Raw genomic sequence first — 25,922 nt, 5'->3', positions numbered from 1 at the left:
TTAACTAGGAGGAGATGGATATTATGAGCTTAGCACCACACGGAGGAACATTAATAAACAGAGTAGATGAATCATATGATGTGAGCGGCATTCAAAAAGAAATTGAACTTGATTTAATTTCTTTCGCGGATTTGGAATTGATCGGTATCGGTGCATACAGCCCGATTGAAGGTTTCTTTAATGAAAAAGATTACGTATCTGTGGTCGAAAACATGCGTCTTTCTTCCGGCGTTGTCTGGTCTCTTCCAATCACGCTTCCGGTCGATGCGCAAAAAGCAGCGGAACTGTCACTTGGTGAAACGGTAAAGTTAACGTATGAAGGAGAAACATACGGCGTTATCCAAATCGAAGACCTGTATGTGCCTGACAAACAAAAAGAAGCTGTCAATGTGTACAAAACAGATGAACAGGAGCATCCTGGTGTTAAAAAGCTGTTCAGCCGCGGCAATACATATGTCGGCGGGCCGATTACGTTGATTAAAAAAGCTTCAAAACAGTTCCCTGAATTTACATTTGAACCGTTAGAAACGAGACGCCAGTTTGCGGAAAAAGGCTGGGAAACCATTGTCGGTTTCCAAACAAGAAACCCTGTTCACAGAGCGCATGAATACATTCAAAAAACGGCTCTTGAAACAGTAGACGGCTTGTTCTTGAATCCGTTAGTAGGTGAAACAAAATCTGATGACATTCCAGCTGATGTACGGATGGAAAGCTACCAAGTGCTTCTTGATCATTATTACCCGAAAGATCGCGTTTTCCTTGGTGTCTTTTTAGCGGCGATGCGTTATGCAGGCCCGAGGGAAGCAATTTTCCACGCGCTTGTCAGAAAGAACTACGGCTGCACACATTTCATCGTCGGCCGTGATCATGCAGGTGTAGGTGACTATTACGGAACATACGAAGCACAGGAGCTGTTTGACACATTTAAACCTGAAGAACTCGGGATTACGCCGCTGAAATTTGAGCACAGCTTCTTCTGTAAAAAATGCGGAAATATGGGAACAGCGAAAACATGCCCTCATGGCAGAGAGCATCACGTCATTTTATCAGGCACTAAGGTAAGAGGTATGCTGAGAGACGGTGTGCTGCCGCCTGCTGAATTCAGTCGAAAAGAAGTCGTAGAAGTGTTAATCAAAGGGATGAAGAAAAAAGAAGAAGTAGGCGTATCTTAAGGAGGACTGGCAGTGACAAATCGCGATATTGTATGGCATGAAGCCTCTATCACAAAAGAAGAGTACCAGCAAAAAAACAAGCATAAAAGCTCCATTCTCTGGCTGACAGGGTTAAGCGGCTCAGGCAAATCAACTATTGCCAACGCCGCTGCGAGAGAATTGTTTGAGCAAGGCTACCAAGTGATTGTGCTGGACGGGGATAATATCCGTCACGGCTTAAATAAGGATCTTGGTTTTTCTGATGAAGACCGAAAAGAAAACATCCGCCGAATCGGAGAGGTGGCAAAGCTTTTTGTTCAGCAGGGAACCATTGTGATTACTGCTTTTATCTCTCCTTTCCGCGAGGACAGACAACAGGTTCGCGAGCTTGTGGAAGCGGGCGAATTTAATGAAGTCTACATTAAATGCGACCTTGATATTTGTGAACAAAGAGATCCGAAAGGGCTTTACAAAAAAGCAAGAAACGGCGAGATTCCGTTTTTTACAGGAATTGATTCTCCTTATGAAGAACCGGAAGCTCCAGAGCTCGTTCTTGATTCAGGACAACATGACCGTGAAGCGTGTAAAAATCAGCTGATCGAGTTTGTTAAACAAAAATTGAGCTGAATATGATCTGCTGCGTTCTTCTCAGGTGCCGGAATGCGAGCGAGAACATCATCACAGCGAATGCTCTGGAAGAACTCGAATAGATCGGGGGAAATACGATGGGGAAAGTATATATTGTAGGAGCGGGTCCCGGTGACCCTGATCTGCTGACAATTAAAGCGCTGAAAGCCATTGAAAAAGCTGATGTCATCTTATATGACAGATTAGTAAATAAAGAGATTTTACAATATGCCAAAGAGCAAGCAGACCTGATCTACTGCGGGAAGCTTCCGGATTTTCATACGATGAAGCAGGAAACCATCAATCGATTTCTTGTGAAGTATGCGCAAAAAGGGAAAATGGTTGTCAGACTGAAAGGCGGAGACCCTTTTGTGTTCGGCAGAGGAGGGGAAGAAGCGGAATGCCTCTCTGAAAATGGAATTCCGTTTGAAATCATTCCCGGCATTACGTCTGGAATCGCGGCAGCCGCTTATGCCGGGATTCCTGTTACTCATCGGGAGGCGGGCTCTAACGTCGCTTTTGTAACGGGTCATTATAAAAAAGAAGAAGATTTTGAGGAAAAGTGGAAAGCGCTGGCTACAGGAATTGATACACTTGTCATCTATATGGGTATCAAAAACGTGCAGCAGATTGAAAGAAAACTCCTTGAAAACGGCAGGGACGGTTCTACGCCGGCAGCCTTTATTCATTGGGGAACAACGGACAAGCAAAAATCTGTTTTTTGTACAGTTGACACCCTTTCAGAAACGGTGATAAAAGAAAACATTACAAATCCGAGTTTAATTGTCATTGGAAATGTTGTAAATTATCACTATAAGCTGGAATGGTTTGAATCTGAACTGAAAAAACAAGATTTAAGCGAGGCGTTGTAAAAATGAAACAAGCAATTTTATATGTCGGCCACGGCAGCCGGGTCAAAAAAGCGCAGCAAGAAGCCGCAGCCTTTTTGGAAGGATGCAAGGCCCACATCTCTGTGCCAGTACAAGAAATCAGCTTTTTAGAGCTTCAGGAGCCGACAATTGAGACAGGATTTGAAGCATGTGTGAAGCAAGGCGCCACTCATATCGCAGTGGTGCCTCTGCTTCTTTTAACAGCTGCGCATGCAAAACATGATATTCCGGAAGAAATTGCCCGTGCTGCATCTCGATATCCGTCAGTCCGCATTTCATACGGAAAGCCGATCGGGATTGACGAAGAAGTAGTCAAGGCTGTATATCACCGAATGAAAGACATAGGTGTTCCATATGAAAATGCCAGAGTGGTACTCATCGGAAGGGGAAGTTCAGATCCAGATGTCAAAAGAGACGTAACCGGTATTGCTAATCTTCTTCAGGAAATGATTCCAGTCAAGGAAGTCATTCCGTGCTTTTTGACAGCATGCGGCCCTAATTACAAAGAGGTTTTTTCAGAACTTAAAAAAGATGACGGCATAACAACCTTTATCGTTCCATATTTGCTCTTTACGGGTATGCTGATGAATGAAATCGAACGAGAGGTTCAGAAATTAAAAGCTCATAATCCGAACGTCTACCTCTCTTCCTATATCGGTTTTCATCCTCATGTGAAAAACGCGTTTTTGAACCGTGTGAGAGAAACTGCGGCAAATCCTGAGGGACAATTTGATTTTGATGGAGGTTCATATGCTTCCGCTGCACATTAGCCTGGAAAAGAAGAATGTTGTCATTGCGGGGGGCGGAAGCATCGCTCTCAGAAGGCTGAAAACGGTGATTTCTGAGGGAGCTGATATAACGCTCGTCAGTCCGGATGTTGAACCGGAAATCAAGCAAATGGCAGAAGAGCGACGTATCAAATGGGAAAAACGGACAATTGAAAAAGAAGATTATCTCAATGCTTTCTTAATTATTGCCGCGACGGATAATGCGGCAGTGAACAAAGAAATTGCCCAATCCGCTTCGCCTTTTCAGCTTGTCAATTGTGTCAGTGACGCTGAGCTTGGCAATGTATATATGCCGAAAATCGTAAAAAGAGGGCATGTCACTGTGTCTGTTTCTACAAGCGGAGCCAGTCCAAAGCACACGAAAGAGCTTGCTGAAAACGTGGATAAGCTGATTGACGGCGATTTTATTGCTGAAGTGAACAGGCTTTATCAGGTGAGAAGAAAGAAATAAGCCAGAGCATACAAATGCTCTGGCTTTTCTTTATGCGGCTCAGCTTTTTTTGAGCTTGATGACAGTATCAGCATCAGGCGTGACAAAGACGGTATGCTGGCTGTCATAGGTGACGAAACCGGGTTTCGCGCCGTTTGGTTTTTTGACATGTCTGATTTTTGTATAATCTACAGGCACTGAACTTGAATCTTTAGCTTTTGAAAAATAAGCTGCAATTGTCGCGGCTTCCATGATTGTTTGCTCATCCGGTTCGCTGCTTCTGATCACAACGTGGGAGCCTGGAATGTCCTTCGTGTGAAGCCAGATATCGTCTCTGGCCGCCACTCTTGTCGTTAAATATTCATTTTGACGATTGTTCTTACCCACTAAAATTGTCAGCCCTGAGGTGGATTCATATGTTTCTAACACCGGATTGTGCGGTTTTTGCTTTTTCTGGCCTTTTTGCTGCTTAGGGCGTAAATATTTGCCCTCTACAAGCTCTTCCCTGATTTCGCTGATATCCCGGGGAGAAGCGGACGAAAGCTGCTGAATCAGCTGATCAAAATATTCGATCTCTTCCTGTGCCAGCCTGATTTGCTCCTCGACAACTGCGACCGAATTTTTCGCTTTCTGATACTTCGTGAAATAGGCCTGTGCGTTTTCAGAAGGCGTTTTGTTCGGGTTTAAAGGAATCGTGATTGTCGGGCTTTCTTCATCATAATAATTGATGACCTCAGCCTGTTTATCACCTTTTTTCAGCATATATAAATTAGCGGTTAAAAGCTCCCCGTAAAGCTGAAATTCCTTCGCGTTTTCCGAATACTCCAAGGTTTTCTCTAATTTTTTAATTTTGTTGGCATTCTTCTTCCGTTCGTTCACAACAAAACGCTCAAGATCCTGAGCCTGCTGTTTGACCCGGTCTCGTTCAGCTTTTCCGAAATAAAAACGGTCGAGCAGTTCGCTTAATGAATCAAAACGGCGCGCTTCGCCCTTTAGATGAGTCAGCTCCAGCAGATAAAAATATTCCTTTCCGTTTACAGTCGTAATGTTGGGAATGAAACGGTGCTCTTTCACTTCGGCAAACAGTGCCAGCAACGCTTTTGGCAGTGTGACTTTGTTGGCAAGGCCTGCTCTGTGAACTGCTTCTTTGGCGAAAAGCGGAGACACGCCTGAAAAGTGGTCGACAATTTGTTTATCAAGCCTTCCTTCTTGAAAGCTGAGGTGACGCAAAATATCATCTTCTGACACCTCAAGAGGCGATATTTTGTCCTGAGCAGGCGGAAGCTTATAATCTTGGCCGGGCAGTACTGTACGGTAGCTGTTCATTGACGGTGATAAATGCTTAAGTCCGTCGATAATCACATTTTCTGCTGCGTCAGTCAAAATGATATTGCTGTGGCGGCCCATAATTTCTACATAAAGCTTTCGTACGGTTTCATCGCCAATTTCGTTTCGGCTTTTGATATGAAAAATCATAATGCGGTCTAAGTCCGCTTGTTCAATTTTCTCAATGAATCCGCCTTCGATATGCTTTCTCAGCAACATGCAAAACATTGGCGGTTCGCTTGGATTTTCATAAGCTTGTGCCGTGATATGCACCCGTGAATAGCTCGGATGTGCCGATAATAATAGTTTTTGGTTTTTTCCCTTGGCACGGATGTGGAAAATCACATCGTGCTTATATGGCTGATGGACTTTTGTAATTCGTCCGCCCATTATTTTCTCGTTAAGTTCGTGTGTCATTCCGTATGTAAACATGCCATCAAACGACATATGCAATACACCCTCTCATTCTTCCTGCATTCGATAATTATAGCATGAAATGGGACGAGTCAGAATAAGCATGCTTATAGAGTGATATCTCTATAAGAGAGCAGGGGAGTGGACGAGCGGAATGAAGTTTCATGAAATGGGACAAACAGATTTACTAGAGGCAACCAATACGTCCATGAAACAAGGATTAACTGAAAAAGAGGTAAAAAAACGTCTTGACAAGCATGGACCAAACGAGCTGCAAGAAGGGAAAAAAACTTCAGCGCTTCTCTTGTTTTTCGCGCAGTTCAAAGATTTTATGGTGCTTGTGCTTCTGGCGGCAACGTTAATCTCAGGATTTCTTGGTGAATATGTAGATGCGGTTGCGATTATTGCGATTGTGTTTGTGAATGGCATACTCGGTTTCTTTCAAGAAAGGCGTGCTGAGCAATCTCTTCAGGCTTTAAAAGAGCTTTCAACACCGCATGTCATGGCACTCAGGGAAGGAAGCTGGACAAAGATTCCTTCTAAGGAACTTGTGCCGGGGGATATTGTGAAATTTACGAGCGGGGACAGAATTGGCGCAGACGTTCGAATTGTTGAAGCGAGAAGCCTTGAAATAGAAGAATCAGCGCTGACCGGGGAATCAATCCCGGTTGTGAAGCATGCTGATAAATTGAAAAAACCTGATGTTTCACTTGGCGATATTACCAATATGGCATTTATGGGAACGATTGTGACCCGCGGCAGCGGTGTCGGGGTTGTCGTCGGGACAGGAATGAATACGGCTATGGGGAAAATTGCCGACATGCTTGAATCGGCAGGGACATTGTCAACCCCGCTGCAAAGAAGACTGGAGCAGCTCGGGAAGATTTTGATTGTTGTTGCATTGCTTCTGACCGTACTTGTCGTTGCTGTCGGTGTTATTCAGGGTCATGATCTATACAGTATGTTTTTAGCAGGTGTCTCGTTAGCGGTAGCCGCTATTCCGGAGGGGCTGCCGGCGATTGTGACAGTGGCGCTTTCGCTTGGTGTACAGAGGATGATTAAACAAAAATCCATTGTTAGAAAGCTTCCTGCTGTTGAAACGCTTGGGTGTGCGTCTATCATTTGCTCAGATAAAACAGGGACAATGACCCAAAACAAAATGACAGTGACGCATGTCTGGTCCGGAGGGAAAACATGGAGAGTGGCAGGGGCCGGCTATGAACCGAAAGGAAGCTTCACACTAAACGAAAAAGAGATCAGTGTCAATGAACATAAGCCGCTTCAGCAGATGCTTCTGTTCGGAGCGCTTTGTAACAACTCCAATATTGAGAAAAGAGACGGCGAATATGTGCTTGACGGAGATCCGACAGAGGGAGCGCTGCTCACCGCGGCAAGAAAAGGCGGTTTTTCAAAGGAGTTTGTTGAATCAAACTACCGGGTGATCGAAGAATTTCCGTTTGATTCTGCACGGAAAATGATGACTGTCATCGTAGAGGATCAAGACAGAAAGCGTTATATCATTACAAAAGGTGCACCGGATGTACTGATGCAGCGATCTTCCCGTATTTATTATGACGGCTCAGCGGCTCTTTTTTCAAATGAAAGAAAAGCAGAAACAGAGGCGGTATTAAGACATTTGGCATCACAGGCGCTCAGAACGATAGCGGTCGCCTACAGGCCAATAAAAGCAGGCGAAACACCGTCAATGGAACAGGCGGAAAAAGATCTGACCATGCTTGGCCTTTCAGGTATCATTGATCCCCCGCGGCCGGAAGTCAGACAGGCGATAAAAGAATGCCGTGAAGCAGGAATTAAGACCGTTATGATAACAGGTGATCATGTAGAAACCGCTAAAGCGATAGCGAAAGACTTGCGCCTCCTTCCGAAAAGCGGCAAAATCATGGACGGCAAGATGCTGAATGAACTTTCTCAAGAAGAGCTTTCTCATGTGGTGGAGGATGTATATGTATTTGCCCGCGTTTCCCCTGAACATAAACTAAAAATCGTAAAAGCCTATCAGGAGAACGGGCATATTGTGGCGATGACGGGAGACGGCGTCAATGATGCTCCTGCCATTAAACAAGCTGATATCGGCGTCTCTATGGGTATTACCGGGACAGATGTGGCCAAAGAAGCATCATCTCTTGTTCTCGTAGATGATAATTTTGCGACGATTAAATCAGCGATAAAAGAAGGCAGGAACATCTACGAAAATATCAGGAAGTTTATCAGATACCTGTTGGCGTCTAACGTCGGAGAAATCCTTGTCATGCTGTTTGCGATGCTGCTTGCCCTTCCTTTACCGCTGGTTCCGATTCAGATTTTGTGGGTCAACTTGGTGACGGACGGATTGCCGGCAATGGCGCTCGGCATGGATCAGCCGGAAGGAGACGTCATGAAGCGCAAGCCCCGTCATCCGAAAGAAGGGGTATTTGCCCGCAAGCTAGGATGGAAGGTCGTTTCCAGAGGATTTTTAATCGGAGTTGCCACTATTTTAGCGTTTATCATTGTGTACCACCGCAATCCGGAAAACTTGGCTTATGCCCAGACGATCGCGTTTGCCACATTGGTGCTCGCTCAGCTTATTCACGTGTTTGACTGCCGCAGCGAAACTTCTGTTTTCTCTAGAAATCCGTTTCAAAACCTGTATTTAATCGGCGCGGTATTGTCATCCATTTTGCTGATGCTTGTAGTAATCTACTATCCGCCGCTTCAGCCGATTTTCCATACTGTAGCCATCACGCCGGGGGACTGGATGCTCGTCATCGGTATGTCCGCCATCCCTACTTTTTTGCTGGCGGGGTCACTTTTAACAAGAAAAAAATAAATTCATATGATATAATCTTAGGGGTAATAGCGTGTCTATTGCCCTTTTATTATGAGAACAGGGAAGAATTGGGTGTTTTAAAATGATACGAAGTATGACAGGCTTCGGCAGTGCAAGCAAAACACAAGACGATCTCTCTGTAAGCGTTGAACTTAAATCTGTGAACTACAGATTTAAAGAAGTGAACGCTCGTTTGCCAAGGCCTTTGCTATATTTTGAAGATAAGCTGAAACAGACCATTCTGCAGCATATTCAGCGCGGAAGAATTGAGCTTTTCGTATCCGTTGACAGCGATATGCTTGTTGAGAAAAGGCTTGAAATTGATTGGCCGCTGCTCGATGAGTTTGTCGCAGCCGCGAGAGATATGAAGAAGCGGTATCAATTGTCTGCAGAGCCCGATGTAATGGATTTCTTTAAGCTTGATCATGTCGTCCAGGTTCATGAAGAACAGACGCAAAATGACAAGCTGGAGGCGTTGATCATCGATGCTGCGGAAGAAGCGGTAAAAGGTCTCTGTGAAATGCGTGAAAAAGAGGGGCTGCTCTTAGCGAAAGACTGCCTGATGCATATTGATCAGCTTGAAGAGCTGGTGAGAGAAACTGAATTGCTGGCTGCAGATGTCGTATCTCGTTACCGGGAACGGCTGTACGCCAGAATCAAAGAATGGACTGAAGACGTATTAGACGAGAGCCGGCTTGTAACAGAATGCGCTATTTTTGCAGACCGCTCTGATATCACTGAAGAGATTACAAGACTGAAGAGCCACTTCGCCCAGTTTCGTGATATATTAGCTAGTGGCGGAGCTGTCGGGCGCAAACTCGACTTTCTTGTTCAGGAGCTCAATCGGGAAGTAAATACGATCGGCTCAAAAGCAAATGATCATCAGATCACAAAGCTTGTCGTTGAAATGAAAAGTTCTATTGAAAAAATAAAAGAACAAGTGCAAAATATAGAATAGTGACTGTGCGTATTGTTTACAGACGGTCTTACTAGGCTAAACTAGAGACGTCTATTTTACAGGGGGAACGTAGAAGATGACGATTAAACTGATTAATATCGGATTTGGCAATATCATCTCCGCCAATCGGATGATTTCGATTGTCAGCCCGGAGTCTGCGCCAATCAAACGGATGATTCAGGATGCAAGAGACCGCGGAATGCTAATTGACGCTACATACGGACGAAGAACCCGTGCAGTTGTCGTCATGGATAGTGATCACATTATCTTATCTGCCGTCCAGCCTGAGACAGTTGCACACAGACTTTCTGTTAAAGAAGAAATTATGGATGAAGGGCAGGGGTAATTGCCGCATGAAAGAAAGAGGGTTATTAATCGTTCTCTCAGGTCCCTCAGGAGTTGGTAAAGGAACGGTTCGACAAGCGATCTTTTCGCAGGAAGACACAAAATTTGAATATTCGATTTCAGTAACCACAAGAAGTCCAAGAGAGGGCGAAGTGAACGGAGTCGATTATTTTTTCAAAACAAGAGACGAATTCGAGCAAATGATTGCGGACAACAAGCTGCTTGAATGGGCAGAGTATGTCGGCAATTATTACGGCACGCCAGTCGATTATGTTGAACAGACGCTTCAAGATGGAAAAGACGTCTTTTTAGAAATTGAAGTTCAAGGGGCTCTTCAAGTGAGAAATGCTTTCCCGGAAGGCCTGTTTATTTTCCTTGCGCCTCCAAGCCTTTCTGAACTGAAAAACAGAATCGTGACACGAGGCACAGAAACAGACGCTCTGATTGAAAATCGAATGAAAGCCGCAAAAGCTGAGATCGAAATGATGGATGCTTATGACTATGTCGTTGAAAACGATAATGTCGAAACGGCTTGCGATAAAATCAAAGCAATCGTTCTTGCTGAACATTTGAAGCGTGAACGCGTTGCACCAAGATATAAGAAAATGCTGGAGGTTGAATAATCAATGTTAGATCCGTCAATTGATTCTTTAATGAATAAATTAGATTCAAAATATACGCTCGTGACTGTTTCTGCGAGACGCGCCCGTGAAATGCAAATCAAAAAAGACCAAATGATTGAACATACGATTTCACACAAATATGTAGGCAAAGCTTTAGAAGAAATTGATGCAGGCCTGCTTTCGTTTGAAAAGGAAGACCGCGAATAGTAGCACAAGTAGCAACCTATATCATGTAGGTTGTTATTTTTTTCCGTGCGGTTTTGTAAAGTGCAGAGGGGGAGAATTCATTGCTAAACAATCGAAATGTGTTACTTTGCGTGAGCGGAGGCATCGCTGTTTATAAAGCCTGTGCGTTAACGAGCAAGCTGGTTCAGGCAGGAGCAAATGTCAAAGTGATTATGACTGAATCCGCTTGCCGATTCGTTTCACCGCTGACATTTCAGGCATTGAGCCGCCACGAAGTCTATACAGATACATTTAAAGAACAAAATCCAAGCGTTATTTCTCATATTGATGCCGCAGACTGGGCCGACTTGATTATCGTAGCGCCGGCTACGGCTAATGTGATTGGAAAACTGGCAAACGGCATCGCTGATGATATGCTGACGACAACATTGTTGGCAGCAACGGCTCCCGTTTGGATCGCGCCGGCAATGAACGTTCATATGTATGACCACCCGGCAGTCAAACGAAACATTTCTGTTCTTTATCAGGACGGTTATCGTTTTATTGAGCCAAGTGAGGGCTATTTAGCATGCGGTTATGTAGGAAAAGGCAGATTGGAAGAGCCGGAAAACATTGTAAAGCTGGCCGAAAAACATTTTGCTGAAGAAACATCCGCTCCTTTAGAAGGCAAGCATGTGATCATTACAGCCGGCCCAACGCGGGAAGCGGTTGATCCTGTCCGGTTTTTTACCAATAAATCGACGGGCAAAATGGGCTACGCATTAGCGGAGGCTGCTGTTCAGCTCGGCGCACGGGTAACCTTAATTTCTGGGCCTGTTTCACTTGATCAGCCTAAAGGCCTTGCTGAGTTTATCCCTGTTCAATCGGCTGCGGATATGCGCGAAGCTGTGCTCTCTGTGTATGACGCAAGCGATATAGTCATTAAAACAGCTGCGGTAGCCGATTTTACGCCGAAAACAGTATTTGACCATAAAATGAAAAAACAAGACGGCGGCATGACCTTAGAACTGAAAAGAACAGTCGATATTTTGAAAGAATTGGGCGAGAAAAAGAAAGAGCAGATTTTGGTTGGATTTGCCGCCGAAACACAAGACATTGAACACTATGCACGTAAAAAGCTCGCCGCTAAAAACCTTGATTTGATTGTAGCAAATGATGTGAAAGCAAATGGGGCCGGTTTTGGTGCTGATACGAATATCGTAACAATCTTTTTCAAAGACGGGCATAAACGCGAACTTCCGATCATGTCTAAGCTCGATGTTTCTTTTGAAATCCTTCAGGAGATCGCAACCCTCTCAAAACAAACCGGAGAGCGCTCATGAATTTTGCAGAAGTCATTGTTGATGTCAGCACCAAAAATATAGACAGGCCTTTTGATTATAAAATCCCAGACCATCTTAAGGGCATGATCAAAACGGGGATGCGGGTCATTGTTCCGTTTGGCCCCCGTAAGATTCAAGGGTTTGTGACAGCAGTCAAAGAAGCATCTGACCTATCGGGAAAATCTGTCAAGGAAGTAGAGGATTTATTAGATCTTACACCTGTTCTGACAGAGGAGCTTATGGATCTGTCATCATGGCTGTCAGACAAAACGCTGTCTTTTAAAATAACGGCGCTTCAAGCAATGCTGCCTGCCGCCTTAAAGGCGAAATATGAAAAAGAATTAAAAATTGCACACGGCGCCGATCTTCCGCCGCAAGTGGAACGGCTGTTTTCTGAAACAAAGACGCTGCTGTATTCAGATATACCCGATCATGATACGCTGAAACTGATTCAAAGGCATGTTCAAAAAGGGGACATTGACGTGACGTATAAAGTCGCGCAAAAAACCAATAAAAAAATGGTCAGGCATATTCAGGCAAATGCGAGTAAAGAAGAGCTAGCTAAGCAGGCTGAGGGATTGTCCCGCCAAGCAGCAAAACAGCAGGCGATTCTTCACTTTCTCATCTCTGAGCCGGAAGGTGTGAAAATTCCTGCGGCGGAATTGTGCAAAAAAACGGACACGAGCTCTGCAACCATCAAAACTCTTATCCAAAAAGGGCTTTTGAAGGAAAGCTATGAAGAGGTTTACAGAGATCCCTATCAGGACAAAATGTTCAAAAAAACAGAGCCTCTGCCGCTGACAGACGAACAGAGGGCTGCCTTCGAGCCCATACGCGAGACATTGGACAGCGATGAGCATAAAGTGTTCCTCCTTCACGGCGTGACAGGAAGCGGAAAAACGGAAATTTATCTGCAATCAATTGAAAAAGTACTGGCGAAAGGAAAAGAAGCCATCGTCCTCGTACCCGAAATATCGCTGACGCCGCAAATGGTCAACCGCTTCAAGGGCCGCTTCGGCTCCCAGGTGGCAGTCATGCACAGCGGTTTATCCACAGGAGAAAAATATGACGAGTGGCGTAAAATCCACCGGAAGGAAGTACGGCTTGTCGTCGGTGCCAGATCCGCCATTTTTGCTCCGTTTGAAAATCTCGGAATGATAATCATCGATGAAGAACACGAGTCTTCCTATAAACAGGAAGAAATGCCGCGCTATCATGCGAAAGAGGTGGCAATCAAGCGGGCTGAGCATCACAGCTGCCCGATTGTATTAGGGAGTGCTACGCCGACATTAGAATCATATGCAAGAGCGCAAAAGGGCGTATACGAGCTTCTTTCACTGAAGCACCGTGTTAACCATCGGGTGATGCCCGAGGTTTCGCTTGTCGATATGAGAGAGGAGCTTAGAAACGGCAATCGCTCGATGTTTTCGGTTGAATTGATGGAAAAGCTTGAAGAAACGATTGCAAAGGGTGAGCAGGCGGTGCTGTTTTTAAATAAGAGGGGCTATTCTTCCTTTGTGATGTGCAGGGATTGCGGCTATGTCCCGCAATGCCCGCACTGCGACATTTCCATGACGTATCATCGTTACGGCCAAAGGCTGAAATGCCATTATTGCGGACATGAAGAGCCTGTTCCGCACACTTGTCCTGAATGCGCAAGCGAGCATATCCGCTTTTTCGGAACGGGAACACAGCGAGTGGAGGAAGAGCTGACAAAAGTGCTGCCAAGTGCGAGAGTGATTCGGATGGATGTTGACACGACATCACGGAAAGGCGCCCATGAAAAATTACTGTCAGCTTTCGGAGAAGGAAAAGCGGATATTCTTCTCGGAACGCAAATGATCGCGAAAGGGCTTGATTTTCCGAATGTCACGCTTGTCGGAGTGTTAAGTGCTGATACAACACTTCATATTCCTGATTTCAGATCGGCTGAAAAAACATTTCAGCTGTTAACGCAAGTCAGCGGCCGGGCAGGCAGGCATGAAAAGCCCGGCCATGTCATCATTCAAACGTATACACCGTCTCATTACAGTATCCAGCTGACGAAAACACACGATTATGAAACGTTCTATCAGCATGAAATGGCGCACAGGAGAGAGCAATCCTATCCGCCATACTACTATTTGGCTCTTGTGACTGTTTCTCATGAGGAAGTGGCGAAAGCAGCGGTTACAGCTGAAAAAATCGCTCATTTTTTGAAAGCAAACTGCGGAGCTGACACGAAAATTCTCGGACCAAGCGCGTCGCCGATAGCCAGGATCAAAGATAGATATCGCTATCAATGCGTGATAAAATACAAACAGGAAACCCAGTTATCCGCTTTATTGAAGAAGATACTGGAACATTATAAACGCGAAATTGAACAAAAACATGTAATGATTTCAATTGATATGAATCCTTATATGATGATGTAAGATCTCACGTCTTGGAGGGTAACAAATTGGCAGTAAAAAAGGTCGTCACACATCCTGCGGAGGTTTTGGAAACACCTGCGGAAACCGTGACTGTTTTTGATAAAAAGCTAAAAAAACTGCTTGATGATATGTACGACACCATGCTTGAAATGGATGGTGTCGGACTGGCAGCGCCGCAAATCGGCATTTTAAAAAGAGCGGCCGTTGTAGATATCGGGGATGACAGAGGGAGAATTGATCTCGTTAATCCTGAAATTTTAGAAAAAAGCGGCGAGCAAACCGGAATTGAAGGATGCTTGAGCTTTCCTGGCGTCTATGGTGATGTCACACGTGCCGATTATGTCAAAGTGCGTGCGTTTAACCGTCAGGGAAAACCGTTCATTCTGGAAGCGCGAGGCTTTTTAGCAAGAGCCGTGCAGCATGAAATGGACCACTTAGACGGTGTGTTGTTTACATCTAAAATAAGTAAATACTATACAGAAGATGAACTAGCGGATATGGAAGGATGATTTGATGACGAGAATCGTATTTATGGGAACGCCGGATTTTTCAGTTCCTGTTTTAAGAACCCTGATTGAGGACGGATATGAAGTAGTGGGGGTCGTCACACAGCCGGACCGTCCGAAGGGCAGAAAAAAAGTCATGACACCTCCTCCGGTCAAGGAAGAGGCATTGCGTCACGGCATCCCGGTTCTTCAGCCGGAAAAAGTCAGATTGACAGAAGAAATTGAGAAAGTGCTGGCATTAAAGCCTGACCTGATTGTAACGGCGGCATTCGGACAAATTTTGCCTAAAGAGCTTCTCGACAGTCCAAAATACGGCTGCATTAACGTTCACGCATCCCTTTTGCCGGAACTGCGCGGCGGTGCTCCGATCCATTATTCCATTCTGCAGGGAAAGAAGAAAACCGGGGTTACCATTATGTATATGGTAGAAAAATTGGATGCGGGCGATATGATCTCAAAAGTGGAAGTGGACATTGAAGAAACCGACAATGTCGGAACACTGCACGATAAATTAAGCGTTGCTGGCGCGAAGCTATTGTCTGAAACGGTTCCAAACGTTATTGCCGGCAGCATTTCACCTGAAAAGCAGGATGAAGAGAAAGCGACATACGCGCCTAATATCAAAAGAGAGCAAGAGTTGCTCGACTGGTCCAGAACGGGCGAAGAGCTTTACAACCAGATCCGCGGCTTAAATCCATGGCCTGTTGCTTATACGACTCTAAACGGACAAAACTTGAAAATATGGGCGTCGAAAAAAATAGCGGCACCAACAACAGCTGAGCCCGGCACAGTCGTTGCAGTTGAAAAGGAAGGAATTATCGTTGCCACAGGTAATGATACGGCTCTGTTATTAACCGAACTCCAGCCGGCCGGCAAAAAACGAATGAAAGGCGAAGACTTTGTGCGAGGCGCTCATGTTGAAGCCGGTGATGTGTTAGGAGTAAACAATGAAAAAAACTAGTGTTCGTGACATCGCTCTTGAGGCGCTGATCAAATTAGAACAAAACCAGGCATACAGCAACCTGCTGCTGAAATCGGTCATTAAATCAAATGAACTGAGTGATCAGGACAGAGGGCTTTTGACTGAACTTGTCTATGGTACATTACAAAATAAGATCGCGCTTGATTATATGCTTAAACCGTTTATCAATAAGCCTCAAAAGGTAAAGGCGTGGGTGATTCAGTTGCTTCGCCTATCCCTATATCAAATGGAGTATTTAGAAAAGATTCCAGACAGGGCAGCCATCCATGAAGCGGTTGAGATTGCTAAAATCCGCGGACACAAAGGCATTGCTTCATTTGTCAACGGAGTGCTCCGTTCTATTCAGCGCGAAGGTGTTCCATCCTTTGACGCGATCGAAGATCCTGTACGCCGGCTGGCGACAGAAACAAGCCATCCGGAATGGCTTGTGAAAGAGTGGGCGGATTCGTATGGATTTGAAGCTGCGGAAAAGATTTGCCGCATCCATCTCATTCCGCCGAAGCAGACGCTGCGTGTCAATGAAATGAAAGCAGACAGAGCTGAGTTGCTTGACCAAATGGCTGCTGAGGGAATCGAAGTTGAAAAAGGCGACCTCGCTGAAGATGCTGTGAAGCTCTTAAAGGGAACAATTGCCGGAACTCATTTCTTCCAAAACGGCGAAGTTTCCATCCAGGATGAGAGCTCCATGCTCGTCGCCCGCGCCCTTGACCCTAAGCCTGATGAAACAGTGCTTGACGCGTGTGCGGCGCCTGGCGGAAAGTCGGCTCATATCGCAGAATTAATGAAGAACAAGGGGAGCGTTACGTCGCTTGATCTTCACAAACATAAAGTGAAGCTAATCAAAGAAGCGGCAGATCGGCTTGGCCTGACAATCATTCATGCGGAAACAATGGATGCAAGAAAAGCAGGGGAAACGTTTGAAAACGAACAGTTTGACCGAATATTGGTCGATGCCCCGTGCTCAGGTTTCGGTGTTATCAGAAGAAAGCCGGACATGAAATACACGAAAAAGCCTGACGACAGCGCTCGTCTAGCTGAAATCCAGCTGTCGATCTTGAGGGAAATCGCACCATTAGTAAAAAAAGGTGGCACTCTTGTCTACAGTACGTGTACAATGGACCGGACAGAAAATGATGAAGTAATACATGCGTTTATACAAGAACATCCTGATTTTGAACCCGATTTGTCTCTTGAAAAGCGGCTGCCTGAAAAGGTGAGACCCTTTGTTCGGGATGGAAGGCTTCAAATCCTTCCTCATTATTTCGGAACAGATGGTTTCTTTATTTGCAGCATGAGAAAGAAGGGATAAGCAATGGCAGAACTTAATAAAACAAAAGTAAGAAAAGAATTGCGGACAGAGCGTCCGTCTATTTATTCTTTTGAATTAGATGAAATTAAACAATGGCTGACAGACAACGGAGAGAAACCGTTCCGTGCGGCTCAGATCTTTGAATGGCTATATGAAAAACGCGTATCTTCTTTTGAAGAAATGACAAACCTCTCAAAGGGTCTGCGTGAGAAATTAAACACTCACTTTGTGTTAACAACGCTGAAAACGGCTGTTAAACAAACCTCACAAGACGGTACGATGAAATTTTTGTTTGAGCTTCATGACGGTTATACCATCGAAACCGTTTTAATGAGACACGAGTATGGCAATTCTGTATGTGTAACGACACAAGTCGGCTGCCGTATTGGCTGCACATTTTGCGCGTCAACGCTTGGAGGCTTAAAACGAAACCTTGAAGCGGGGGAAATTGTCGCTCAAGTAGTTAAAGTGCAAAAAGCTCTTGATGAAACGGATGAACGCGTCAGCTCTGTCGTGATCATGGGAATCGGCGAACCTTTTGATAACTTTAACGAAATGCTCGCTTTCTTGAAAATCATTAACCATGACAAGGGCCTGAATATCGGTGCTCGCCATATTACGGTCTCTACGAGTGGAATCATCCCGAAAATTTACGAATTTGCTGATCAGCAAATGCAGATTAACTTTGCAATTTCTCTGCACGCGCCGAACACAGAAATCAGAAGCCGTTTGATGCCGATTAACAGAGCATATAAACTGCCTGATCTAATGGAAGCCGTTAAATATTATATTAATAAAACAGGACGCCGTATCAGCTTTGAATACGGGCTGTTCGGAGGCGTAAACGACCAGGTGGAACACGCCGAAGAGCTTGCCGACTTGCTGGAAGGAGTCAAATGCCACGTGAACTTGATTCCGGTAAACTACGTGCCTGAACGGGACTATGTGCGCACACCGCGTGATCAGATTTTTGCTTTTGAAAAAACGCTGAAATCCCGCGGAGTAAATGTCACAATCCGAAGAGAGCAAGGACATGACATTGACGCAGCCTGCGGTCAGCTTCGCGCGAAGGAGCGTCAAGACGAGACGAGGTGATGAGGGTTGTTAACAGCCTTAAAAACAGATACAGGAAAAATCCGCCAGCATAATGAAGATGATGCGGGGATATTCAAGGGGAAAGATGAATTTATATTAGCGGTTGTCGCTGATGGCATGGGCGGCCATCTTGCTGGAGATGTTGCGAGCAAGATGGCTGTGAAAGCCATGGGGGAGAAATGGAATGAAGCAGAGACGATTCCAACTGCGCCCTCGGATTGTGAAAAATGGCTCATTGAACAGATTCTTTCGGTAAACAGCAAAATATACGACCACGCTCAAGCCCACGAAGAATGCCAAGGCATGGGGACGACGATTGTATGTGCGCTTTTTACGGGGAAAACGGTTTCTGTTGCCCATATCGGAGACAGCAGATGCTATTTGCTTCAGGACGATGATTTCGTTCAAGTGACAGAAGACCATTCGCTTGTAAATGAACTGGTTCGCACTGGAGAGATTTCCAGAGAAGACGCTGAACATCATCCGCGAAAAAATGTGTTGACGAAGGCGCTTGGAACAGACCAGTCAGTCAGTATTGACACCCGTTCTTTTGATATAGAACCCGGAGACAAACTGCTTCTATGTTCTGACGGACTGACGAATAAAGTGGAAGGCACTGAGTTAAAAGACATCCTGCAAAGCGATTCAGCTCCTCAGGAAAAAGTAAACCTGCTTGTGGACAAAGCCAATCAGAATGGCGGAGAAGACAACATCACAGCAGTTTTGCTTGAGCTTGCTTTACAAGTTGAAGAGGGTGAAGATCAGTGCTAATCGGCAAGCGGATCAGCGGGCGTTACCAAATTCTCCGCGTTATAGGCGGCGGGGGAATGGCCAACGTGTATTTAGCTGAGGATATCATTCTAGACCGTGAAGTCGCAATTAAAATCCTGCGGTTTGACTATGCAAATGACAATGAATTTATCAGACGTTTCCGCAGAGAAGCCCAATCCGCATCAAGCCTCGATCACCCGAATATTGTCAGCATTTATGATTTGGGCGAGGAAGATGATATTTATTATATTGTCATGGAATACGTTGAAGGCATGACGCTTAAAGAATACATAACAGCAAATGGGCCGCTTCACCCTAAAGAAGCGCTGAACATCATGGAGCAAATTGTCTCAGCCATCGCTCATGCCCATCAAAACCAGATTGTTCACAGAGACATCAAGCCGCATAACATTTTGATTGATCATATGGGAAATATCAAAGTAACGGATTTTGGAATTGCGACGGCACTAAGTTCGACCACAATCACCCATACCAATTCAGTTCTGGGCTCGGTCCATTACTTATCACCTGAACAGGCCCGGGGCGGCTTAGCCACAAAGAAATCGGATATTTATGCGCTTGGAATCGTTCTATTTGAGCTTTTAACCGGCCGTATTCCGTTTGATGGAGAGTCAGCAGTCAGCATCGCCTTGAAGCATCTTCAAGCGGAAACTCCTTCGGCAAAAAGGTGGAATCCATCGGTCCCCCAAAGCGTTGAAAACATCATACTCAAGGCAACTGCCAAAGATCCTTTTCATCGCTACGAAACGGCTGAAGACATGGAAGCAGACATAAAAACAGCTTTTGATGCCGACAGACTCAATGAAAAGAGATTTACGATTCAAGAAGATGAAGAAATGACAAAAGCGATACCTATCATTAAAGATGAAGAACTCGCTAAAGCTGCTGGCGAAAAAGAAGCTGAAGTGACAACCGCACAAGAAAACAAAACAAAGAAGAACGGCAAAAGAAAAAAGTGGCCGTGGGTTTTGCTCACGATATGCCTCGTTTTTATCACAGCTGGAATTCTTGCTGTCACTGTTTTTCCGTCGCTTTTCATGCCTAAGGATGTCAAAATACCTGATGTCTCCGGAATGGAATACGAAAAAGCCGCAGGGCTCTTGGAAAAAGAAGGTTTACAGGTTGATTCCGAGGTGTTGGAAATCTCAGATGAAAAAATTGAAGAGGGCCTGATGGTAAAAACGGATCCTAAAGCGGATACCACAGTCAAAGAAGGCGCCACGGTCACCCTTTATAAGAGCACCGGAAAAGCAAAAACGGAGATCGGTGATGTGACAGGCCAAACGGTCGACCAGGCAAAAAAAGCGTTGAAGGACCAAGGGTTTAAACATGTAACGGTAAATGAAGTGAATGACGAGAAAAACGCGGGCACTGTCATTGACCAAAATCCTTCAGCAGGGACTGAGCTTGTCCCGAGTGAAGATCAAGTCAAACTTACAGTCAGTATCGGACCCGAAGACATTACGCTTAGAGACTTGAAAACCTACAGTAAAGAAGCAGCGTCTGGATATCTGGAAGACAACGGATTGAAGCTTGTAGAAAAAGAAGCATACTCAGATGATGTTCCAGAAGGACAGGTTGTCAAACAAAAACCAGCAGCAGGTACGGCAGTAAAGCCGGGAAACGAAGTTGAAGTGACGTTCTCTCTCGGACCAGAGAAAAAACCTGCGAAAACAGTGAAAGAAAAGGTCAAGATCCCCTACGAACCAGAAAATGAAGGGGACGAGCTTCAAGTGCAAATCGCGGTTGACGATGCGGATCACAGCATCTCTGACACTTACGAAGAATTTAAGATAAAAGAGCCGACTGAACGAACGATCGAACTAAAGATTGAACCCGGCCAAAAAGGGTACTATCAAGTAATGGTAAACAATAAAGTTGTCAGCTACAAAACCATTGAGTATCCGAAAGATGAATAACAAGGAGGGAAAATATGCCTGAGGGCAAAATTATTAAGGCGCTAAGCGGCTTTTACTATGTACTGGATGAATCAGAGGATTCAGATAAAGTAATACAATGCAGAGGAAGAGGCATTTTCAGAAAAAACAAAATTACCCCTCTTGTCGGTGATTACGTTGTGTATCAAGCTGAAAATGACAAAGAAGGGTATCTAATGGAAATTAAAGAAAGAACCAACGAGCTTATCAGGCCGCCAATTTGCAACGTTGATCAAGCGGTCCTTGTTTTCTCAGCGGTTCAGCCTTCTTTCAGCACGGCATTGCTCGACCGCTTCCTGGTTCTCGTTGAGGCCAATGATATTCAGCCGATTATATGCATTACTAAAATGGATCTGATTGAAGATCAAGATACAGAAGATACGATACAAGCCTATGCAGAAGACTATCGGAATATTGGTTATGACGTATACCTTACCTCCTCTAAGGACCAAGATAGTTTAGCGGACATCATCCCGCATTTTCAGGATAAAACAACGGTATTTGCCGGTCAGTCCGGTGTTGGGAAATCCTCGCTTCTCAACGCGATCAGTCCGGAGCTCGGATTAAGAACAAACGAGATTTCCGAGCATTTGGGCCGCGGGAAACACACAACCCGCCACGTGGAGCTGATTCACACGTCCGGAGGTTTGGTTGCAGATACACCGGGATTCAGCTCGCTTGAATTTACAGACATTGAGGAAGAAGAGCTGGGCTATACCTTCCCTGATATCAGAGAAAAAAGCTCTTCATGCAAATTTAGAGGCTGTTTACATCTGAAAGAGCCGAAATGTGCGGTGAAACAAGCTGTTGAAGACGGGGAATTAAAGCAGTATCGCTATGACCATTATGTTGAATTTATGACGGAGATTAAAGACAGAAAGCCGAGGTATTAGCATAATGATAAAGGTTGCACCATCTATTCTTTCCGCTGATTTTGCCGCTTTAGGCAATGAGATTAAAGATGTAGAAAAAGGCGGAGCCGATTGTATTCATATTGATGTTATGGACGGCCATTTTGTCCCGAATATCACAATCGGTCCGCTGATTGTAGAAGCGGTCCGGCCGGTAACGGATCTGCCGCTTGATGTCCATTTAATGATAGAAGAGCCGGATCGTTATATCCCGGCTTTTGCGAAAGCAGGCGCAGATATCCTGTCTGTGCATGCTGAGGCATGTCCGCACCTGCACCGTACCATCCAGCTCATTAAAGAGCAAGGAGTGAAGGCCGGAGTAGTTCTAAACCCGCATACTCCTGTTCAAGTCATCGAGCACGTTTTCGACGATCTTGATCTTGTTCTTTTAATGACGGTGAACCCGGGCTTCGGCGGGCAGAAATTTATTCATTCAGTCCTTCCTAAAATAAAAGAGGTTAAGCGAATGGCGGATGAAAAAGGAAAAAAAGACCTGTTAATTGAAGTAGACGGCGGCGTCAACAAAGAAACCGCTCCGCTCGTCATTGAAGCGGGCGCAAATTTACTCGTTGCCGGTTCAGCTGTTTATGGCCAGTCTGACCGCAAAAAAGCAATTTCTGAAATCAGAGGAAGTAAATAAGCAGCTTTAGAAAAGAGCTGGGCATACAATAGCCTAAGCTCTTTTTCCTGTATGCAGAGAAAGGAATCAGAGATGAAAACAATTAATATCGTTGCGGGAGGCCCGAAAAATCTCATTCCCGATCTAACCGGCTATACGGATGAACACACGCTTTGGATCGGTGTTGACAAAGGCACCGTCACTCTCTTAGATGCCGGGATCATTCCTGTTGAAGCCTTCGGAGATTTTGACAGCATAACAGAGCAAGAACGCCGGCGAATAGAAAAAGCCGCTCCCGCCCTTCATGTGTATCAAGCAGAAAAAGATCAAACAGATTTAGACCTCGCCCTTGATTGGGCGCTGGAAAAGCAGCCGGATATTATTCAGATTTTCGGCATTACAGGCGGCAGAGCTGATCATTTTTTAGGAAACATTCAGCTTCTGTATAGAGGTGTAAAAACGAACATAAAAATTAGGCTGATAGACAAACAAAATCATATTCAAATGTTCCCTCCTGGTGAATATGATATTGAGAAGGATGAAAATAAGCGATATATCTCCTTCATACCGTTTTCCGAAGACATACATGAGCTGACCCTGACCAGTTTTAAATATCCTCTAAATAATTGTCATATTACGCTCGGTTCAACACTATGTATTAGTAACGAACTCATTCATTCACGAGGTACTTTTTCGTTTGCAAAAGGCATATTAATAATGATAAGAAGCACGGATTAAGCATGTGCTTTCATTCAATTGCTGAAAACAATGAACAAGGCGGTTACGGGACGTTATAGGAGGGGACAAAAATGAAATTTTACACCATTAAATTGCCGAAGTTTTTAGGAGGAATTGTCCGGGCGATGCTGGGCTCATTTAGAAAAGATTAATGCCCAGGGGTTCAAAGCCCTCTTTCACCACATAAAAACGCCTGCCACATATCGGGGCAGGCGTTCATTTTGTTATACACGCTCAACTTTACCGGATTTCAAAGCTCGAGCAGATACATATACTTTTTTAGGTTTTCCGTTCACAAGGATACGAACCTTTTGAAGATTCGCGCCCCAAGTGCGCTTAGAAGCGTTCATTGCGTGAGAACGGTTATTCCCAGCTGTTGTTTTTTTACCTGTGATAACGCATTTACGTGCCATTTGTTTCCCTCCTCACTTGCACAAAACATCTACTTTTTAACATTCATATAATCTTAGATGCTTTCGATATGGATACTTTAAATAATTTACCACAGCTAAAAAACGTTTGCAACTATTGTTTCATCATCTTTCAAGAAAATTCACTTGACATCTTGCGGAAACAGCAGCGCTATAGTATATGTAGAGGTACGGCCAGCGATTATTGCCTGGTCTTTTCATAATGGAAACCATATAGTAGAATAGCTGTAACTCTATGCATTCGAAGGAGGAACTAGTGTGTCCATTGAATTAAGAACGAAGTACGGACAGATTGATATATCTAATGAAGTCATCGCGATGGTTGCAGGAGGCGCGGCGGTTGACTGTTACGGCATTGTCGGCATGGCCTCTAAAAACCAGATTAAAGACGGACTGACTGAAATCCTTCGGAAAGAGAATTTCAGCAGGGGTGTCCAAGTTCGCCAAGAAGGAGAACAGATACATATCGACATGTATATCATTGTCAGCTACGGCACGAAAATTTCTGAAGTGGCACATAATGTCCAAACAAAAGTAAAGTACACAGTAAATCAAACCATCGGACTGGCAGTGGACTCTGTCAATATTTATGTCCAAGGCGTACGAGTGACGAACCCGTAGTTAGGAGGAGTAGGATTGTCTATCAGAACATTAGACGGCAGAACCTTTGCCGAGATGATTCTTGCGGGAGCGCAGAATCTGTCTCAAAACGCCAGTGCAGTTGATGCACTGAACGTGTTTCCGGTGCCGGACGGTGATACGGGAACAAATATGAACCTGTCGATGACTTCCGGAGCAAGAGAAGTTGAACAAATGGATACGGATGATATCGGGAAGGTGGGCTCCGCGTTATCTAAAGGGCTGCTCATGGGAGCACGCGGAAATTCAGGAGTTATCCTATCCCAATTGTTCCGCGGATTTAGCAAAAGCATTGAAACGAAAAAAGAAATTAATGCACTTGAGTTTGCCGCTGCGCTGCAAGCAGGTGTAGACATGGCGTATAAAGCTGTCATGAAACCTGTAGAGGGCACCATTTTAACAGTTGCAAAAGACGCTGCAAAAAAAGCGATGATCTTAGCAGAAAAAGAAACCGATATCACTGCGCTGATGATTGCAGTGACAGAAGAAGCAGAGGCGTCTTTAAACCGCACCCCTGAATTGCTACCTGTCCTAAAGGAAGTAGGAGTTGTCGATAGCGGGGGCAAAGGCCTGCTCTGTGTGTATGAAGGTTTCCTTGCTTCATTAAAAGGTGAAACTGTACCTCAGAAAGCAGTTCTTCCGTCACTTGACGACATGGTCAGCGCAGAGCATCACAAGAGCGCGCAAAGCATGATGAATACCGAAGATATTGAATTTGGATTCTGTACCGAAGTGATGGTTAGGCTTGATCAGACAAAAAGAGAGTTCGACGAAGGTACGTTCAGGCAAGACCTCAGCCAGTTCGGAGATTCTCTGCTTGTGATTGCGGATGAATCGCTGGCGAAGGTTCATATTCATGCTGAAGAGCCGGGAAACGTGTTAAACTACGCCCAGCATTACGGTGAATTGATCAAAATAAAAATAGAAAATATGAGAGAACAGCATACCTCTATCATCAGTCAAGAAAGCAAACCTGCAGACAACGAAACACCGCCGGCAAAACAGCCGTATGGCATTGTGACTGTGGCGATGGGAGAAGGAATTTCAGACCTATTCAAAAGCATTGGCGCTTCTGTTGTGATCGAAGGCGGCCAGACCATGAACCCAAGCACTGAGGATATTGTTGATGCCGTGAAGTCTGTAAATGCAGATACGGTATTTATCCTGCCTAACAACTCCAACATTATCATGGCTGCTAACCAAGCGGCCAGCGTAGTGGATGAACAGGTTTTTGTCATTCCTGCTAAAACGGTTCCGCAAGGGATGTCAGCCCTGCTGGCTTTTAACCCGGATCAAGCAGCTGAAGCGAACGAGGCCAATATGCTAAGCGCCATTCAGCAAGTAAAAAGCGGACAGGTGACGTTCTCAGTCAGAGATACTCATATTGACGGTAAAGATATTAAAAAAGGCGACTTTATGGGCATTCTGAATGGAACGATTATCGGCACTTCTGAAAATCAGCTGTCAGCCGCGAAAATGCTGCTGTCAGAAATGATCGGAGAAGATGATGAAATCGTGACCATTCTATATGGTGAGGATGCGTCTCAGGAAGAAGCTGAGCAGCTTGAAGCGTTTCTCAGTGAAAAGTACGAGGAGATTGAGGTTGAGATCCACAATGGGAAACAGCCTCTGTATTCGTATATAGTTTCTGCAGAATAGAAG

At 44.9% G+C, this 25,922-nt stretch carries 26 protein-coding genes; 24 read left to right on the top strand and 2 right to left on the bottom strand.

Features of this window, described 5'->3' with window-relative positions; all coding sequences use genetic code 11:
- Positions 1-23: 23 nt before the first annotated feature.
- The 5 genes from sat (at position 24) to sirC (ending at position 3,907) form a co-directional block, all read left to right on the top strand.
- Positions 24-1,172 (top strand): sulfate adenylyltransferase, encoded by a 1,149-nt coding sequence (sat, locus tag ACZ07B_RS08300; protein WP_130572335.1) that lies wholly within the window; start codon positions 24-26, stop codon positions 1,170-1,172.
- 12 nt (positions 1,173-1,184) lie between these two features.
- Positions 1,185-1,778: an adenylyl-sulfate kinase gene (cysC, locus tag ACZ07B_RS08295; RefSeq protein WP_015252120.1), complete on the top strand. Its 594-nt coding sequence runs from the start codon at positions 1,185-1,187 to the stop codon at positions 1,776-1,778.
- A 98-nt stretch (positions 1,779-1,876) separates the two neighbouring features.
- Positions 1,877-2,650: a uroporphyrinogen-III C-methyltransferase gene (gene cobA, locus ACZ07B_RS08290; RefSeq protein WP_029946173.1), complete on the top strand. Its 774-nt coding sequence runs from the start codon at positions 1,877-1,879 to the stop codon at positions 2,648-2,650.
- A 2-nt stretch (positions 2,651-2,652) separates the two neighbouring features.
- The gene (sirB, locus tag ACZ07B_RS08285) at positions 2,653-3,438 is read left to right on the top strand and encodes a sirohydrochlorin chelatase (protein WP_041337938.1); all 786 of its coding nucleotides are present in this window, start codon (positions 2,653-2,655) and stop codon (positions 3,436-3,438) included.
- On the top strand, positions 3,419-3,907 hold the full coding sequence (gene sirC / locus ACZ07B_RS08280; RefSeq protein ID WP_217002507.1) for a precorrin-2 dehydrogenase: 489 nt from the start codon (positions 3,419-3,421) through the stop codon (positions 3,905-3,907). Before sirB ends, sirC begins: the two co-directional genes overlap by 20 nt.
- Before the next feature lie 39 nt (positions 3,908-3,946).
- Here sirC and rqcH read toward each other — a convergent pair whose 3' ends face one another.
- Positions 3,947-5,659, bottom strand: a complete 1,713-nt coding sequence (gene rqcH / locus ACZ07B_RS08275) for an Rqc2 family fibronectin-binding protein (RefSeq protein WP_212129458.1) — start codon at positions 5,657-5,659, stop codon at positions 3,947-3,949.
- A 121-nt stretch (positions 5,660-5,780) separates the two neighbouring features.
- Here rqcH and ACZ07B_RS08270 point away from each other — a divergent pair, with 121 nt between their 5' ends.
- From ACZ07B_RS08270 to spoVM, 17 genes are all read left to right on the top strand, one after another.
- Positions 5,781-8,453 carry a calcium-translocating P-type ATPase, SERCA-type gene (locus tag ACZ07B_RS08270; protein ID WP_014476772.1) on the top strand — a complete coding sequence of 891 codons (2,673 nt, stop codon included), beginning with the start codon at positions 5,781-5,783 and terminating at the stop codon, positions 8,451-8,453.
- 82 nt (positions 8,454-8,535) lie between these two features.
- Complete coding sequence (locus ACZ07B_RS08265) at positions 8,536-9,411, top strand: YicC/YloC family endoribonuclease (protein WP_464877094.1); 876 nt, start codon at positions 8,536-8,538, stop codon at positions 9,409-9,411.
- A gap of 76 nt (positions 9,412-9,487) precedes the next feature.
- The gene (gene remA, locus ACZ07B_RS08260; protein WP_003154355.1) at positions 9,488-9,757 is read left to right on the top strand and encodes an extracellular matrix/biofilm regulator RemA; all 270 of its coding nucleotides are present in this window, start codon (positions 9,488-9,490) and stop codon (positions 9,755-9,757) included.
- A 7-nt stretch (positions 9,758-9,764) separates the two neighbouring features.
- Complete coding sequence (gmk, locus tag ACZ07B_RS08255) at positions 9,765-10,379, top strand: guanylate kinase (RefSeq protein WP_003232083.1); 615 nt, start codon at positions 9,765-9,767, stop codon at positions 10,377-10,379.
- Between the two features lie 3 nt (positions 10,380-10,382).
- Complete coding sequence (gene rpoZ / locus ACZ07B_RS08250; RefSeq protein ID WP_003221520.1) at positions 10,383-10,586, top strand: DNA-directed RNA polymerase subunit omega; 204 nt, start codon at positions 10,383-10,385, stop codon at positions 10,584-10,586.
- A gap of 80 nt (positions 10,587-10,666) precedes the next feature.
- Complete coding sequence (gene coaBC / locus ACZ07B_RS08245) at positions 10,667-11,887, top strand: bifunctional phosphopantothenoylcysteine decarboxylase/phosphopantothenate--cysteine ligase CoaBC (protein WP_350416081.1); 1,221 nt, start codon at positions 10,667-10,669, stop codon at positions 11,885-11,887.
- Positions 11,884-14,301: a primosomal protein N' gene (priA, locus tag ACZ07B_RS08240; protein ID WP_464877093.1), complete on the top strand. Its 2,418-nt coding sequence runs from the start codon at positions 11,884-11,886 to the stop codon at positions 14,299-14,301. Before coaBC ends, priA begins: the two co-directional genes overlap by 4 nt.
- Positions 14,302-14,327: 26 nt before the next feature.
- Positions 14,328-14,810, top strand: a complete 483-nt coding sequence (gene def / locus ACZ07B_RS08235) for a peptide deformylase (RefSeq protein WP_015383630.1) — start codon at positions 14,328-14,330, stop codon at positions 14,808-14,810.
- Between the two features lie 4 nt (positions 14,811-14,814).
- Positions 14,815-15,768, top strand: a complete 954-nt coding sequence (gene fmt / locus ACZ07B_RS08230; RefSeq protein WP_464877092.1) for a methionyl-tRNA formyltransferase — start codon at positions 14,815-14,817, stop codon at positions 15,766-15,768.
- Positions 15,755-17,098, top strand: coding sequence for a 16S rRNA (cytosine(967)-C(5))-methyltransferase RsmB (gene rsmB, locus ACZ07B_RS08225; protein WP_464877091.1), 1,344 nt, complete (start codon positions 15,755-15,757; stop codon positions 17,096-17,098). The genes fmt and rsmB overlap by 14 nt, the downstream gene beginning before the upstream one ends.
- Before the next feature lie 3 nt (positions 17,099-17,101).
- Positions 17,102-18,193, top strand: coding sequence for a dual-specificity RNA methyltransferase RlmN (rlmN, locus tag ACZ07B_RS08220; RefSeq protein WP_445214371.1), 1,092 nt, complete (start codon positions 17,102-17,104; stop codon positions 18,191-18,193).
- Positions 18,194-18,199: 6 nt separating this feature from the next.
- Entirely contained in the window at positions 18,200-18,964 is a 765-nt protein-coding gene (gene prpC / locus ACZ07B_RS08215; protein WP_130572339.1) for a protein-serine/threonine phosphatase PrpC, read from the top strand.
- Positions 18,958-20,904 carry a serine/threonine protein kinase PrkC gene (prkC, locus tag ACZ07B_RS08210; protein ID WP_015252109.1) on the top strand — a complete coding sequence of 649 codons (1,947 nt, stop codon included), beginning with the start codon at positions 18,958-18,960 and terminating at the stop codon, positions 20,902-20,904. Before prpC ends, prkC begins: the two co-directional genes overlap by 7 nt.
- Before the next feature lie 14 nt (positions 20,905-20,918).
- Complete coding sequence (gene rsgA / locus ACZ07B_RS08205) at positions 20,919-21,815, top strand: ribosome small subunit-dependent GTPase A (RefSeq protein WP_003232060.1); 897 nt, start codon at positions 20,919-20,921, stop codon at positions 21,813-21,815.
- Positions 21,816-21,819: 4 nt separating this feature from the next.
- Entirely contained in the window at positions 21,820-22,473 is a 654-nt protein-coding gene (gene rpe / locus ACZ07B_RS08200; protein ID WP_003232058.1) for a ribulose-phosphate 3-epimerase, read from the top strand.
- A gap of 72 nt (positions 22,474-22,545) precedes the next feature.
- Positions 22,546-23,190 (top strand): thiamine diphosphokinase, encoded by a 645-nt coding sequence (locus ACZ07B_RS08195; protein ID WP_445214370.1) that lies wholly within the window; start codon positions 22,546-22,548, stop codon positions 23,188-23,190.
- Positions 23,191-23,261: 71 nt separating this feature from the next.
- Positions 23,262-23,342, top strand: a complete 81-nt coding sequence (spoVM, locus tag ACZ07B_RS08190; RefSeq protein WP_003221545.1) for a stage V sporulation protein SpoVM — start codon at positions 23,262-23,264, stop codon at positions 23,340-23,342.
- Between the two features lie 72 nt (positions 23,343-23,414).
- On the opposite strand, the gene rpmB is transcribed toward spoVM, so the two are convergent.
- Complete coding sequence (rpmB, locus tag ACZ07B_RS08185) at positions 23,415-23,603, bottom strand: 50S ribosomal protein L28 (protein WP_003221548.1); 189 nt, start codon at positions 23,601-23,603, stop codon at positions 23,415-23,417.
- A gap of 276 nt (positions 23,604-23,879) precedes the next feature.
- Between rpmB and ACZ07B_RS08180 the strand changes: the two genes are divergently transcribed.
- Both ACZ07B_RS08180 and ACZ07B_RS08175 read left to right on the top strand, forming a co-directional pair.
- Positions 23,880-24,242, top strand: coding sequence for an Asp23/Gls24 family envelope stress response protein (locus ACZ07B_RS08180; RefSeq protein WP_003232054.1), 363 nt, complete (start codon positions 23,880-23,882; stop codon positions 24,240-24,242).
- Between the two features lie 15 nt (positions 24,243-24,257).
- The gene (locus ACZ07B_RS08175; RefSeq protein ID WP_024572633.1) at positions 24,258-25,919 is read left to right on the top strand and encodes a DAK2 domain-containing protein; all 1,662 of its coding nucleotides are present in this window, start codon (positions 24,258-24,260) and stop codon (positions 25,917-25,919) included.
- Positions 25,920-25,922: the final 3 nt, after the last annotated feature.

It is taken from the genome of Bacillus sp. 9.4, from assembly GCF_055486415.1.
This window is presented reverse-complemented; position numbering and strand designations above follow the sequence as displayed.

Bases quoted from the DNA above. Each gene is read 5' to 3' on its own strand.
- sat (WP_130572335.1), top strand. From the start codon at position 24: ATGAGCTTAGCACCACACGGAGGAACATTAATAAACAGAGTAGATGAA.
- cobA (WP_029946173.1), top strand. From the start codon at position 1,877: ATGGGGAAAGTATATATTGTAGGAGCGGGTCCCGGTGACCCTGATCTG.
- sirB (WP_041337938.1), top strand. From the start codon at position 2,653: ATGAAACAAGCAATTTTATATGTCGGCCACGGCAGCCGGGTCAAAAAA.
- sirC (WP_217002507.1), top strand. From the start codon at position 3,419: ATGCTTCCGCTGCACATTAGCCTGGAAAAGAAGAATGTTGTCATTGCG.
- rqcH (WP_212129458.1), bottom strand. From the start codon at position 5,659: ATGTCGTTTGATGGCATGTTTACATACGGAATGACACACGAACTTAAC.
- ACZ07B_RS08270 (WP_014476772.1), top strand. From the start codon at position 5,781: ATGAAGTTTCATGAAATGGGACAAACAGATTTACTAGAGGCAACCAAT.
- ACZ07B_RS08265 (WP_464877094.1), top strand. From the start codon at position 8,536: ATGATACGAAGTATGACAGGCTTCGGCAGTGCAAGCAAAACACAAGAC.
- remA (WP_003154355.1), top strand. From the start codon at position 9,488: ATGACGATTAAACTGATTAATATCGGATTTGGCAATATCATCTCCGCC.
- gmk (WP_003232083.1), top strand. From the start codon at position 9,765: ATGAAAGAAAGAGGGTTATTAATCGTTCTCTCAGGTCCCTCAGGAGTT.
- rpoZ (WP_003221520.1), top strand. From the start codon at position 10,383: ATGTTAGATCCGTCAATTGATTCTTTAATGAATAAATTAGATTCAAAA.
- priA (WP_464877093.1), top strand. From the start codon at position 11,884: ATGAATTTTGCAGAAGTCATTGTTGATGTCAGCACCAAAAATATAGAC.
- fmt (WP_464877092.1), top strand. From the start codon at position 14,815: ATGACGAGAATCGTATTTATGGGAACGCCGGATTTTTCAGTTCCTGTT.
- rsmB (WP_464877091.1), top strand. From the start codon at position 15,755: ATGAAAAAAACTAGTGTTCGTGACATCGCTCTTGAGGCGCTGATCAAA.
- rlmN (WP_445214371.1), top strand. From the start codon at position 17,102: ATGGCAGAACTTAATAAAACAAAAGTAAGAAAAGAATTGCGGACAGAG.
- rsgA (WP_003232060.1), top strand. From the start codon at position 20,919: ATGCCTGAGGGCAAAATTATTAAGGCGCTAAGCGGCTTTTACTATGTA.
- rpe (WP_003232058.1), top strand. From the start codon at position 21,820: ATGATAAAGGTTGCACCATCTATTCTTTCCGCTGATTTTGCCGCTTTA.
- ACZ07B_RS08195 (WP_445214370.1), top strand. From the start codon at position 22,546: ATGAAAACAATTAATATCGTTGCGGGAGGCCCGAAAAATCTCATTCCC.
- spoVM (WP_003221545.1), top strand. From the start codon at position 23,262: ATGAAATTTTACACCATTAAATTGCCGAAGTTTTTAGGAGGAATTGTC.
- rpmB (WP_003221548.1), bottom strand. From the start codon at position 23,603: ATGGCACGTAAATGCGTTATCACAGGTAAAAAAACAACAGCTGGGAAT.